Genomic DNA, 13,428 nt, shown 5'->3' with positions numbered 1-13,428 from the left:
AAATTCCGCATCGGCGGCTGTTTCGCGCATGGCTTTCAGCGCTCTTCTCGATTTACGGCTCAGCAGTCCAGCGGGTTACGCTTCTCAGGATCGATGCCGAACTTGGTGATGGCTTCAGCCACGACCTTAGGTTCGATATCGCCACGATCAGCCAAGGCTTCCAGAGCGGCCAGCACCACGAAGTGACGATCGACTTCGAAGAAGTGACGCAGCTTCTTGCGGCTGTCCGAACGGCCGTAGCCGTCAGTGCCCAGGACCTTGTATTCCTTGGTAGGAACCCACTGACGGATCTGGTCAGCGAACAGTTTCATGTAGTCGGTCGACGCGATCACCGGACCCTTGCGGCCATTGAGGCACTCTTCAACGTAGCTCAATTGTGGCTTCTGGCCTGGCTTCAGGCGGTTGCTGCGCTCAACGGCCAGGCCGTTGCGACGCAGTTCGTTGAAGCTGGTGACACTCCACACATCGGCGCCGATGTTGAATTGCTCGCGCAGGATCTTCGCTGCTTCGCGCACTTCGTTGAGGATGGTGCCGGAGCCCATCAGCTGAACGTGGTGAGCCGCTTCGCGCTTGTCTTCCTCGAGCAGGTACATGCCCTTGATGATGCCTTGCTCTACACCGGCCGGCATTGCTGGCTGGTGGTAGTTCTCGTTCATCACGGTGATGTAGTAGTAGACGTTTTCCTGCAGCGTCATCATGCGATGCGTGCCTTCCTGCATGATCACTGCCAGCTCGTAGGCATAGGCAGGGTCATAGCTGCGCACGTTCGGGATGGTGCTGGCCAGAATGTGGCTGTGACCGTCTTCGTGTTGCAGGCCTTCACCGTTGAGCGTGGTACGCCCGGAGGTGCCGCCCAGCAGGAAGCCGCGGGTCTGGGCATCGCCAGCCGCCCAGGCCAGGTCGCCGATACGCTGGAAGCCGAACATCGAGTAGAAGATGTAGACCGGCAGCATCGGGGTGTTGTAGTTGCTGTAGGCAGTACCCGCCGCGATGAACGAGGAGAACGCGCCTGCCTCGTTGAGGCCTTCCTGCAGGATCTGGCCGTCTTTCTCTTCGCGGTAGTACATGACCTGGTCGCGGTCGACTGGCTCGTACAGCTGGCCGACAGGCGAGTAGATACCCAACTGGCGGAACATGCCTTCCATACCGAAGGTACGGGCTTCGTCGGCGAGGATCGGAACGATGCGCTTGCCCAGTTCCTTATCCTTGACCATCGAGGCCAGGATACGACCGAACGCCATGGTGGTGGAGATTTCGCGGTCGCCCGAGCCGTCCAGGACGGACTTGAGGGTATCCAGCGAAGGCGTCGGGATGCTGATGTTGCCGCGGTTACGCTGTGGCAGGGAGCCGCCCAGCTTCTCGCGGCACTTGCGCAGGTACTTCATTTCGGCGCTGTCTTCGGCCGGACGGTAGAACGGCAGCGATTCGAGTTCGGAATCGTTCAGCGGAATGTCGAAGCGATCGCGGAATTTCTTCAGCGACTCGATATCGACTTTCTTGGTGTTGTGCGCGGTGTTCTTCGCTTCGCCCGCACCGGTACCGTAACCCTTGATGGTCTTGGCCAGGATGACGGTAGGCTGGCCTTTGTGGTTGACCGCCTGGTGGTACGCTGCGTAGACCTTGTACGGGTCGTGGCCGCCACGGTTGAGTTTCCAGATCTCGTCGTCGGACAGGTTCTCGACGCGCTTGAGCAGCTCTGGATCGTCGCCGAAGAAGTGCTTGCGCACGTAGGCGCCGTCTTTGGCCTTGTAGTTCTGGTACTCGCCGTCGATGGCTTTGTCCATGCGACGCTGCATGAGGCCGTCTTCGTCCTGGGCGAACAGTGGGTCCCACATACGGCCCCAGATGACCTTGTTGACGTTCCAGGCGGCGCCACGGAATACGCCTTCCAGTTCCTGGATGATCTTGGCGTTGCCGCGAACCGGGCCGTCGAGGCGCTGCAGGTTGCAGTTGATGACGAAGATCAGGTTGTCCAGGTTTTCACGGCCAGCCAGGGAGATCGCGCCCAGGGTTTCCGGCTCGTCGCACTCGCCGTCACCGATGAAGCACCAGACCTTCTGCTTGCCGGCCGGAATGAACCCACGGTTTTCCAGGTACTTCATGAAGCGTGCCTGGTAGATCGCGGTGATCGGGCCCAGACCCATGGAAACGGTAGGGAACTGCCAGAAGTCCGGCATCAGGTGCGGGTGCGGGTAAGAAGACAGACCGCCGCCGTCCACTTCCTGACGGAACTTGAGCATCTGCTCTTCGCTCAAGCGGCCTTCCAGGAAGGCGCGAGCGTAGATGCCTGGCGATGCGTGACCCTGGTAGTAGATCAGGTCGCCGCCGTGTTCTTCGGTCGGAGCCTGGAAGAAGTAGTTGAAGCCGATGTCGTACAGCGTCGCACTGGAGGCAAAGGTGGAGATGTGGCCGCCCAGATCGGGATCTTGCATGTTGGCGCGCATCACCATCGCCAAAGCGTTCCAGCGAACGATCGAGCGAATGCGGCGTTCCATGAACAGGTCGCCTGGCATACGCGCTTCGCGGGTAACCGGGATAGTGTTGCGGTATGGCGTGGTGATGGAGTACGGCAGCTGTGTACCACTACGTGTGGCCAGCTCACCCATACGGGTCATCAGATAGTGAGCACGGTCTTCGCCTTCTTTGTCGAGAACCGATTCCAGGGCGTCCAGCCATTCCTGGGTTTCGACGGGATCGAGGTCTTGCATGGCTTGCTCCAGGGCGGAAAGGCTTCCAGAATCGGTCGCCTGAGTTTGTTGCGACTGGCCTTGTGGGCAGACGGTATAAAAATTCTTGGATCGCCGGCGTTGTACCCGGCGTTGTGTAGTTTTACTACAAATCTTTGGCCGTTTCAGCTTTTCGACTTGTATATACAGTAGTAAAACTACAGCTGAACGATGTTTTCGCTCGTGTGAAGCTGTGAAACGAATCGCTGATTTTGGTTGAAACAACAAACAGATCAAGTGAAACGTTATGCTGACAACCAATAAATATCTTTAGTCAGCAATTTTTAACCTTTGTTCGACAGTCCAGCCTGTTATGTAGGTAAAACCACCACATCGGGTAGTCTTTTGAACGCCGATCAAGGATAGACCATGAGCCTTCCCTTGCTGGCTGACCTGCCGGCCATCCTGCTGCCGTTGGTCACACGGGCACAACAATCCTTTGGTGTCGCTCTTGAATCCATGACTGACACGGATCAGGCGGCTTTCGCTGCCTGGCCCGTCGAGCGCCGTGGTGCGTTCGACCGCGTCTGTGCGGCCAGTGATTTTGTTGCCGAGCACATCATCCGTGATCCGCAGATGTTGCTGGAGCTGGCCGAATCCGGCGAGCTGGAGCGCAGTTTCGCGCCCGGGGAGTTGCGTGGGCAGATCGCCGCGGCAGTGGATCTTGCCACCAGCGACGATGAGCTGGGGCGTAATCTACGTCGGCAACGTACGCGCCAGCAAGTGCGAATTATCTGGCGCGACCTGACCCGCCAGGCGGATCTGGTCGAAACCTGCCGTGACCTTTCCGACATGGCTGATGGCAGTATCGACCTTGCTTATAAATGGCTGTACGAGCGTCATTGCCAGCAATTCGGTACGCCCACCGGACGGCGCAGCGGCGAGCCGCAGCAGATGGTCATCCTCGGGATGGGCAAGCTGGGGGCGGTGGAGCTGAACCTGTCTTCGGACATCGACCTGATCTTCGCCTACCCCGAAGGCGGCGAAACCCAGGGCGTGAAGCGCCCGCTGGACAACCAGGAGTTCTTCATCCGCCTCGGCCAGCGGCTGATCAAGGCGCTGGATCCGGTCACGGTGGACGGGTTTGTGTTCCGCGTCGACATGCGCCTGCGCCCCTACGGCTCGTCCGGTGCACTGGTGCTCAGCTTCAATGCGCTGGAGCAGTACTATCAGGATCAGGGCCGCGACTGGGAGCGCTACGCCATGATCAAGGCCCGGGTGGTCGGCGGCGACCAGGCCAAGGGCGCGGAACTGCTGGAAATGCTGCGACCGTTCGTCTATCGGCGTTATCTGGACTTCTCCGCCATCGAAGCCCTGCGCACCATGAAGCAGTTGATCCAGCAGGAAGTGCGGCGCAAGGGCATGGCCGCCAACATCAAGCTGGGTTCGGGCGGCATCCGTGAAGTGGAGTTCATCGCCCAGGCCTTCCAGTTGATCCACGGCGGCCGCGACCTGAGCCTGCAACAGCGCCCCTTGCTCAAAGTGCTGAAAACCCTCGAAGGGCAGGGCTACTTGCCGCCAGCGGTGGTAAGCGAGCTGCGCGAAGGTTATGAATTCCTGCGCTACACCGAGCACGCCATCCAGGCCATCGCCGACCGCCAGACCCAGATGCTGCCCGATGACCCGCAGGACCAGGCGCGCATTGCCCTCATCATGGGCTTTGCCGACTGGGACAGCTTCCATGAAAAGCTGATGTACTGGCGTGGCCGGGTGGACTGGCACTTTCGTCAGGTCATCGCCGACCCCGATGAAGAGGAAAATCCTCAGGACGGTGGCGAAGAGGTTGTCGGCGGCGAGTGGCTGCCGCTGTGGGAAGATTCTCAAAATGAAGAAAGCGCCTGCCGTCAGTTGCAGCAGGGCGGTTTCGCCGACGCCCAGAAGGCGCTCAACCATCTGAACAACCTGCGCAACAGCTCGCAACTGCGCTCGATGCAGCGGCTGGGACGTGAGCGGCTCGATGCCTTCATTCCCCGGTTGTTGGCCCAGGCGGTGGAACATTCCGACCCTGACCTGGTGCTTGAGCGCGTGTTGCCACTGGTCGAAGCCGTGGCCCGGCGCTCGGCGTACCTGGTGCTGCTCACCGAAAACCCAGGTGCACTGCGCAGGCTGCTGACCCTGTGCGCTGCCAGCCCGTGGATCGCCGAGCAGATCGCCCGCTTCCCGCTGTTGCTGGACGAATTGCTCAACGAAGGCCGCCTGTTCAGCCCACCCCAGGCGCTGGAATTGGGCGCCGAACTGCGCGAGCGTCTGACGCGCATCCCCGAGGATGATCTGGAACAGCAGATGGAAGCGCTGCGGCACTTCAAGCTGGCCCACAGCCTGCGGGTGGCGGCGTCCGAAATCACCGGCAGCCTGCCGTTGATGAAAGTCAGCGACTACCTGACCTGGCTGGCCGAGGCGATTCTGGAACAGGTGCTGGCGCTGGCCTGGCGACACACCGTTGCACGCCACGGCGCGCCGCGGCGTCCGGACGGCACCCTGTGCGATCCGGGCTTTGTGATTGTCGGGTATGGCAAGGTCGGTGGCATCGAGCTGGGGCATGGTTCGGACCTGGACCTGGTGTTCGTCCACGATGGCGACCCCCAGGCCGAGACCGACGGTGCCAAGCCCATCGACGGCGCGCAGTTCTTCACCCGGTTGGGGCAGCGCATCATTCATCTGATCACCACTCAGACCAACTCCGGCCAGCTCTACGAGGTGGATATGCGCCTGCGGCCTTCGGGCGCTTCGGGCCTGCTGGTCAGTTCGCTGGGGGCCTTTGCGCGCTATCAGGAGAACGAGGCCTGGACCTGGGAGCATCAGGCGCTGGTGCGGGCGCGGGTGCTGGTGGGCAGCCAGGATGTGGGCCAGGGCTTCGAGAAAGTGCGCGCTGCCGTGCTGGGCCGCGAGCGGGACCCGGACACGCTGCGGGTGGAAGTCAGCGAGATGCGCGCCAAGATGCGCGACAACCTCGGCACCAAGGGCACGGCGGCCGGCAAAGGCCCGAATGCCTTCGACGCCACGTCGTCGTTCGACCTCAAGCAAGACGCCGGTGGTATCGTCGATATCGAATTTATGGTGCAATACGCGGCCCTGGCGTGGTCCAGAGAGCACCCCGAGCTGTCCCGTTACACCGATAACATCCGCATTCTGGAAGGTCTCGAGCAGGTCGGACTGATGCCCGCCGCCGATGCCAGCCTGCTGCGCGAGGTGTACAAGGCGTACCGTTCAGCCGCCCACAAGCAGGCCCTGCAGAAGAATCCGGGGGTGGTCAGTGGCGATCAGTTCGCTGACGAGCGGCATGAGGTGATGCGGATCTGGGCGCAGTTGGGGTTGAGTTGATACAGGCAGGATTGTTTGACGGATCTGCCGGCCTCTTCGCGGGCAAGCCCGCTCCCACAGGTGATCACATGACCCTGTGGGAGCGGGCTTGCCCGCGAAGAGGCCGGAAAGAACACTGAAAGGTCCGCCCAACGGATCTATATAAAGCTATGACAGGGAGGCGTCAGGCTGTGTGGAAGCGTCACGCAGTCTGATAGGCCTCCCTGCTCGTTTCTGGTGGTTTTTGGATTGAGCATGAGAATTCTGATCGTAGGGCCCAGCTGGGTCGGTGACATGGTAATGGCGCAGACGCTGTTCCAGTGCCTGAAACAGCGTCACCCGCAGTGCGAAATCGATGTGCTGGCCCCCGAATGGAGCCGGCCGATCCTTGAGCGCATGCCAGAGGTGCGCAACGGCTTGAGCTTTCCGCTCGGCCACGGCGCGCTTGAACTGGCGACCCGCCGCAACATCGGCAAATCGCTCAAGGGCCAGTACGACCAAGCCATCCTGCTGCCCAACTCGCTGAAATCGGCGCTGGTGCCGTTCTTCGCCGGGATCCCCAAACGCACCGGCTGGCGTGGCGAGTTCCGCTACGGCCTGCTCAGTGACGTGCGCACCCTGGACAAACAGCAGTACCCGCTGATGATCGAGCGCTTCATGGCCCTGGCCTATGACAAGGGCACCGAGATTCCGCGGCCTTATCCCAAGCCCAGCCTTCGGATCGAAACCGCCAGCCGCGATGCCGCGCTGGCCAAGTTCGGCCTGGCGCTGGATCGTCCGGTGCTGGCGCTGTGCCCAGGCGCTGAATTCGGCGAGTCCAAGCGCTGGCCGTCCGAACACTATGCCAAGGTCGCCGAGGCGAAGATTCGCGAAGGCTGGCAGGTCTGGCTGTTCGGCTCCAAGAATGACTTCCCGGTGGGCGAGAGCATTCGTGACCGCTTGATCCCGGGCCTGCGCGAAGAGTCGGTGAACCTCAGCGGAGGCACTTCGCTGGCCGAAGCCATTGACCTGTTGTCTTGCGCCGATGCTGTGGTGTCCAACGACTCGGGGCTGATGCACGTGGCCGCCGCGCTGAACCGCCCGCTGGTGGCGGTCTACGGTTCGACGTCGCCGGGCTTTACCCCGCCGCTGGCTGACCACGTCGAGATCGTGCAACTGGGCATCGAGTGCAGCCCGTGCTTCGAACGCACCTGCCGGTTCGGCCACTACAACTGCCTGCGCCTGCTGGAGCCTGATTCGGTGATCAACGCGCTGGGCCAGTTGGGCGGCACGCCGGTCGAGGTTGCCTGACTTGCGGGTACTGCTGATCAAGACCTCGTCGCTGGGTGACGTGATTCATACCCTGCCTGCCCTGACCGATGCCGCGCGGGCGATCCCCGGCATCCAGTTCGACTGGGTGGTGGAAGAGGGCTTTGCGGAGATCCCGACCTGGCACCCGGCGGTGGCCGGGGTGGTGCCCGTGGCGATCCGTCGCTGGCGCAAGAACCTGTGGCAGACCTTCAAGAACGGCCAGTGGCGCCAGTTCAAGCAGCGTCTACGCGACACCCAATATGATCTGGTGATCGATGCCCAAGGCTTGCTGAAAAGCGCCTGGCTGACCCGTTACGTCAAGGCGCCGATTGCCGGGCTGGACAAGAATTCCGCCCGCGAGCCACTGGCCACACGTTTCTATGACCGGACCTACGCAGTCCCTCGCGGGCAGCATGCCGTTGAGCGCACCCGCCAGTTGTTCGCCCAGGCGCTGGGCTATCAGGTGCCCCAGGGTGTGGGGGATTACGGCCTGGACCGCAGCCGTTTGCTGGACGCCGAACGCGCAGCGCCTTTCGTGCTGTTCCTGCACGGCACCACCTGGGCGACCAAGCATTGGCCCGAGCTGTATTGGCGTCAGTTGGCCGAACGCATGATCGCCCAGGGCCTTGAAGTGCGCCTGCCCTGGGGCAACCCGGTGGAGAAGGCCCGCGCCGAGCGTATCGCCCAGGGCCTTGATAAAGCCCAGGTGCTCCCCAAATTGAACCTGGCCGGCGTCGCCAAAGTGCTGGCCAGTGCCCAGGGTTGCGTGGCGGTGGACACCGGGCTTGGCCATCTGGCCGCGGCGATGGACGTGCCGACCCTGTCGCTCTACGGCCCGACGAACCCGGGGTTGAGCGGCGCGTATGGCAAGTCCCAGGTTCACCTGGCAGGCGATTACCCGGCGTGCGCGCCGTGCCTGCAAAAGAAATGCACCTATCGGCCTGACGCTTCCGACCAGCGCCGGTTCGATACCGAACGCGAGTGGCCGCTGTGCTTCACTCGCCTTTCTCCCGAGCGCGTCGCGACCGAACTGGTCGCGCTGCTGCCGGCAAAGGAACATCCCTGATGCAACTGGCATTCGTGCTTTATAAATACTTTCCCTTCGGCGGCTTGCAGCGCGATTTCATGCGCATTGCCCTGGAGTGTCAGCAGCGCGGCCACTCGATCCGCGTCTACACCCTGATCTGGGAAGGTGACGTGCCCCCTGGCTTCGAGGTGCTGGTGGCGCCGGTCAAGGCGATCTTCAACCACCGCCGCAACGAAAAGCTCACCGACTGGATGAACGCCGACCTGGCCAGGCGCCCGGTTGACCGTCTGATCGGCTTCAACAAGATGCCTGGGCTGGACGTGTATTACGCCGCCGACGGCTGCTATGAAGACAAGGCGCAGAACCTGCGTCACGGCCTGTACAAGTACTGGGGCCGTTATCGCCACTTCGCCGACTACGAGCGCGCGGTGTTCGCCAAGGATGCGAAAACCGAAGTGCTGATGATTTCCGAAGTGCAGCAGCCGCTGTTCATCAAGCACTACGACACCCCGCTTTCGCGCTTCCATCTGCTGCCGCCGGGGATTTCCCAAGACCGTCGCGCGCCGGCCAATGCCGCCGAGATTCGTGCCGAGTTTCGTCGTGAGTTCAAGCTGGGCGACGATGACCTGCTGCTGGTGCAGATCGGCTCGGGCTTCAAGACCAAGGGCGTGGACCGCAGCCTCAAGGCGCTGGCGGCCTTGCCCCAGGCGTTGCGCAAGCGCACTCGTCTGTTTGTCATCGGCCAGGACGACCCTAAGGTCTTCCAGCTGCAAAGCACCGCGCTGGGCCTGGGCGACAACGTGACCTTCATGAAAGGGCGCAGTGACATCCCGCGTTTCCTGTTGGGCGCCGATGTGCTGATTCACCCGGCCTACAACGAAAACACCGGCACCGTCCTGCTCGAAGCGCTGGTGGCCGGTTTGCCGGTGCTGGTGAGCGCGGTGTGCGGCTATGCCCATTACATCGCCGAGGCCGACAGCGGCCTGGTGCTCGACGAGCCTTTCGAGCAGAACCAGCTCAACCAGTACCTGGCGCGCATGCTCACCGACGATGCCGCGCGTACGACCTGGGGCCAGAACGGCCTGGCATTCGCCGACACGGCTGACCTTTACAGCATGCCGCAGCACGCTGCGGATGTGATTCTGGCGGAGCACAACGGATGAAACTGATCCTTGCTGAACCCTTCAAGTCGCTCTGGGCCGGGCGCGATGCGTTCGACGCCGTGGAGCAGTTGCAGGGCGAGGTCTATCGCGAGCTGGAAAACCGCCGCACCCTGCGTACCGAAGTCGACGGGCGGGGCTATTTCGTCAAGATCCATCGCGGCATCGGCTGGGGCGAAGTCGCCAAGAACCTGCTGACGGCCAAACTGCCGGTGCTGGGCGCGGGCAAGGAATTCGAAGCGATCAACCGCCTCACCGAAGTCGGCGTGCCGACCATGACCTCCGTGGCCTACGGCGAGCGTGGCAGCAACCCGGCGGCGCAGCATTCGTTCATCGTCACCGAAGAGCTGGCGCCCACCGTCAGCATGGAAGACGTCAGCATCAATTGGGTCAAAGAGCCGCCCGAGCCGCGCATGAAACGGGCCTACATTGCCGAAGTGGCGCGCCTGGTGGGCATGATGCACCGCGCCGGGGTCAACCACCGCGACTGCTACCTGTGCCACTTTCTGCTGCACACCGACACGCCGGTCACCCCTGACAGCTTCAAGCTGTCGGTGATCGACCTGCACCGTGCCCAGACCCGCCCGGCGATCACCATGCGCTGGCGCAACAAGGACCTGGCCGCGCTGTATTTCTCGGCGCTGGACATCGGCCTGACCCGCCGCGACAAGCTGCGTTTTCTCAAGGGCTACTTCCAGCAGCCGCTGCGCAAGATCCTCGCCGAGGAGTCGGCGCTGCTGGTGTGGCTGGAGGCCAAGGCCGAGAAGCTGTATCAGCGCAAACTCCGCTACGGGGACGCGCTCTGATGGCGGGTTGGAACCTTGAACCTGAATACGCCGGGCTGGCTGACGACTTCGGCTCGCTGGATGCGGTGTTTGCCTTGCAGGGCGAGCGCCTGACCCGTGACCCTCTGTCCGAGGTGATTCGCGTCGAGCGCGGTGGCGTGAATTACTACGTCAAGCGCTACGTCGCGGCGGGCAAGGGCCTGCGCCGCTATCTGGGGCGCCCTCGGGTCAAGTCCGAGTGGCAGAACCTAAAGCGCTTCGCCAAGTGGGGCATTCCCACTGCCGAAGTGGTGGCCTGGGGGCTGGAGCGCAATGGCGCGGCCTATGATCGCGGGGCGTTGATTACCCGTGAATTGCCACGCACCGAGGATTTATCGGAAATTGCCCGGCATCACGATGAACGTCTCAAGGACCGTTCGTGGGTCAACCGCATCAGTCAGCAGGTGGCTCGTTACACGCGCACCATGCACGACAATCACTTCACCCATAACGATCTGAAGTGGCGCAACCTGCTGGTGGACGATCAGTCCACGGTGTTCCTGATCGATTGCCCCAACGGGGCTTTCTGGGTCAGCTTCATGCTGCGCTACCGGATCACCAAGGACCTGGCGTGTCTGGACAAGGTGGCCAAATATCACCTGTCCGCCACCCAGCGCCTGCGTTTCTATCTGCAATACCGCGGGCGCGAGCGCCTGAATGACTCGGACAAGAAGCGCATTCGTCATATCGTCAGCTTTTTCGAGGGGCGCGAATGAGCCTGTTCATTGCCGACGCCGACCGTGCGCTGCTGGAGCGCCATGGCCTGGCGGATTTCGATTCATTGTGGGACGTCGAGCTCGATGCCGTCGATGAGCCCAACACCGGCCGCGGAGGCTGGAGTAGCGTGTTTCGTCTGGAGCTCGAGGGCTCGGGGTATTACCTCAAGCGCCAGAGCAACTACCTGACCCACACGCTGCATCATCCGTTCGGCGAGCCGTCGTTCTCTCGCGAGTTCCGCAACATCAGCCTGTACCAGAAGCTCGGTATTCCGGCGCTGCATGCGGTGTTCTACGGCGAGAAAAAGGTCAACGGCGAGCGCCGCGCGATCCTGATGACCCGCGCCCTGGACGGCTGGACCGACCTGGATGCGCTGCTGACGCAGTGGGCCGAACTGTCCGCGACCCAGCGCCTGGCGATCCTGCAGGCCTGCGGCCAACTGGCGCGCACGCTGCACAAGGCCGGGCAGGTGCATGGCTGTTTCTATCCCAAGCATATTTTTCTCAAGGCCCGCGGCGGCGCGTACCTGGCGCAACTGATCGACCTTGAGAAAACCCGCAAGTCGATCTTCGGCCAGCGTGACCGGGTCAAGGACATCGAGCCGCTGCTGCGCCGGGCGCCGATGTGGAACGAAGCCGAAATCCGCGAACTGCTCGCCGCCTATCTGCACGCGCCGAGCGACAGCGGGCTGGTGGATTCCTGGTGGCAGCGGCTTGCAAGGCGCGGCAGCCATAAACGCAGCGGCCGATAGACATGGTGTGGAATGGAATGCGGACCTGTGGGAGTGAGCTTGCTCACGAAGGGGCCGGTGCATCCCATACACCTTTTGTGTTAGATCGACCGTCTTCGTGAGCAAGCTCACTCCCACAGGTTATGCGTGGCCTGTAATGTCACCGATCTCGCTTGAATAAAGAGGACGCCGATGCGTTTGTCTGAACTGAAAAACGCCGGTCGTACGCCAGCGCTGCCGTTGAGCATCGAACTGGCCGATGCGGCAGGTCCTGCGCAGTTGCAACTGCTCAGCTTGCTGCGTGTACTGCCGGGGCAGCGTTACGTGGGCGCCGGCGTCTGGCGTGGTCGCCCGGTGCTGGCCAAACTGCTGGTGGGCAGCAAGGCGTCCCGGCATTTTCAGCGTGAGCGCGCCGGTGTGCAGTTGTTGGCCGAGCAAGGCCTGACCACGCCACTGCTGCTGGCCGAAGGGTTGCAGGAAGGCGAAGGTGGCTGGCTACTGTTCGAGTTTCTCGATCAGGCGCAAAGCCTGGGCGATGCCTGGAAGTCCGTCGAATCGTTGCCGCCCCTGGCTGACGAGCAACAGGCGGTGATTGGCGAGGCACTCGGCGCCGTTGCGCAGATGCACGCCAAGGGCCTGTGGCAGGACGACCTGCACCTGGACAACCTGCTGCGCCATGACGGCAAGCTGTACCTGATCGACGGCGCCGGCATCCGGGCTGAAGAAGCAGGCAAGCCGCTGTCCCGGCAGAAGGTGCTGGAAAACCTCGGCGTGTTTTTCGCTCAGTTGCCCAAGTCACTTGAGCCCTTCACCGAAGAACTGCTGGTCTATTACCTGCTGGGCAACGGCGAGCATGCGCTGCCGGTCGAGGCCCTGCAAAAGCAGATCGACAAGGTCAGCAGCTGGCGCCTGAAGGATTTCCTGACCAAGGTTGGCCGCGACTGCAGCCTGTTCAGCGTGGCCGATGGCCCGTTCGCCCTGCGCGCCATTCGCCGTGAGGAAGAGCCCGCGATGCTGCCGGTGCTCGACCAGGCCGATGCGCTGATCGACGGCGGCCACCTGTACAAGACCGGCGGTGCCGCCAGCGTCGCCAAGGCCGACGTGGCCGGGCGTGAACTGGTCATCAAGCGCTACAACATCAAGAATTTCGCTCACTGGCTCAAGCGTTTCTGGCGCCCCAGCCGTGCCTGGCACTCCTGGCGCGAAGGCAACCGCCTGATGTTTCTCGGTATCGCCACGCCCAGGCCGCTTGCGTTGCTGGAACAGCGATTCTTCTGGTTGCGGCGCAAGGCGTACCTGGTCACCGAGTACCTGCCGGGGCCGGACATCATCGAGCGCTTCGCGCCCTATGTCGCACAGGGCGATGCACCGGAAAGCGAGTTGCAGGCGCTCGACGAGCTGTTCGCGAGATTGCTGCGCGAGCGAATCAGCCATGGCGATCTGAAGGGGCATAACGTGTTCTGGCATCAGGACCGCTGGGCGCTGATCGATCTGGATGCGATGTGTCAGCACGGCTCCCAAAGCACTTTCGCTGCGGCCTTCGCCAGGGATCGCGCACGCTTCATGCGCAACTGGCCGGCGGACAGCGCGCTGCACCAATTGCTGGAACAGCGCCTGCCCAAGGCTCCTTGAGGGGTGGGTGGCCGCCCGTGAG

The 13,428-nt window shown here is 62.5% G+C and carries 9 protein-coding genes; 8 read left to right on the top strand and 1 reads right to left on the bottom strand.

All coding sequences use genetic code 11. The features are described 5' to 3' along the window. Nucleotides 1-59 precede the first annotated feature (59 nt). A complete protein-coding gene (aceE, locus tag NPS29_RS07630) occupies nucleotides 60-2,708 on the bottom strand; it encodes a pyruvate dehydrogenase (acetyl-transferring), homodimeric type (protein ID WP_274131739.1) in 2,649 nt (882 codons plus the stop codon). Nucleotides 2,709-3,095: 387 nt separating this feature from the next. On the opposite strand from aceE, the gene glnE reads away from it, so the two are divergent. From glnE to NPS29_RS07590, 8 genes are all read left to right on the top strand, one after another. Further along, on the top strand, nucleotides 3,096-6,047 hold the full coding sequence (gene glnE, locus NPS29_RS07625) for a bifunctional [glutamate--ammonia ligase]-adenylyl-L-tyrosine phosphorylase/[glutamate--ammonia-ligase] adenylyltransferase (RefSeq protein ID WP_274131737.1): 2,952 nt from the start codon (nucleotides 3,096-3,098) through the stop codon (nucleotides 6,045-6,047). A gap of 234 nt (nucleotides 6,048-6,281) precedes the next feature. After that, nucleotides 6,282-7,316 (top strand): lipopolysaccharide heptosyltransferase II, encoded by a 1,035-nt coding sequence (gene waaF, locus NPS29_RS07620; protein WP_274131736.1) that lies wholly within the window; start codon nucleotides 6,282-6,284, stop codon nucleotides 7,314-7,316. A gap of 1 nt (nucleotide 7,317) precedes the next feature. Continuing rightward, complete coding sequence (gene waaC / locus NPS29_RS07615) at nucleotides 7,318-8,382, top strand: lipopolysaccharide heptosyltransferase I (RefSeq protein ID WP_274131735.1); 1,065 nt, start codon at nucleotides 7,318-7,320, stop codon at nucleotides 8,380-8,382. Next, nucleotides 8,382-9,506, top strand: a complete 1,125-nt coding sequence (locus tag NPS29_RS07610; protein WP_274131734.1) for a glycosyltransferase family 4 protein — start codon at nucleotides 8,382-8,384, stop codon at nucleotides 9,504-9,506. The genes waaC and NPS29_RS07610 overlap by 1 nt, the downstream gene beginning before the upstream one ends. Next, nucleotides 9,503-10,309 (top strand): lipopolysaccharide core heptose(I) kinase RfaP, encoded by an 807-nt coding sequence (rfaP, locus tag NPS29_RS07605; protein ID WP_274131733.1) that lies wholly within the window; start codon nucleotides 9,503-9,505, stop codon nucleotides 10,307-10,309. The genes NPS29_RS07610 and rfaP overlap by 4 nt, the downstream gene beginning before the upstream one ends. Continuing rightward, on the top strand, nucleotides 10,309-11,043 hold the full coding sequence (locus NPS29_RS07600; RefSeq protein ID WP_274131732.1) for a lipopolysaccharide kinase InaA family protein: 735 nt from the start codon (nucleotides 10,309-10,311) through the stop codon (nucleotides 11,041-11,043). The genes rfaP and NPS29_RS07600 overlap by 1 nt, the downstream gene beginning before the upstream one ends. Continuing rightward, entirely contained in the window at nucleotides 11,040-11,795 is a 756-nt protein-coding gene (locus NPS29_RS07595; protein WP_274131731.1) for a lipopolysaccharide kinase InaA family protein, read from the top strand. The genes NPS29_RS07600 and NPS29_RS07595 overlap by 4 nt, the downstream gene beginning before the upstream one ends. 171 nt (nucleotides 11,796-11,966) lie before the next feature. Continuing rightward, nucleotides 11,967-13,406, top strand: coding sequence for a lipopolysaccharide kinase InaA family protein (locus tag NPS29_RS07590; protein WP_274131730.1), 1,440 nt, complete (start codon nucleotides 11,967-11,969; stop codon nucleotides 13,404-13,406). Nucleotides 13,407-13,428 lie beyond the last annotated feature (22 nt).

The sequence above is a fragment of the Pseudomonas putida genome (assembly GCF_028682175.1).
Classification (GTDB): Bacteria; Pseudomonadota; Gammaproteobacteria; order Pseudomonadales; family Pseudomonadaceae; genus Aquipseudomonas; species Aquipseudomonas putida_AD.
This window is presented reverse-complemented; position numbering and strand designations above follow the sequence as displayed.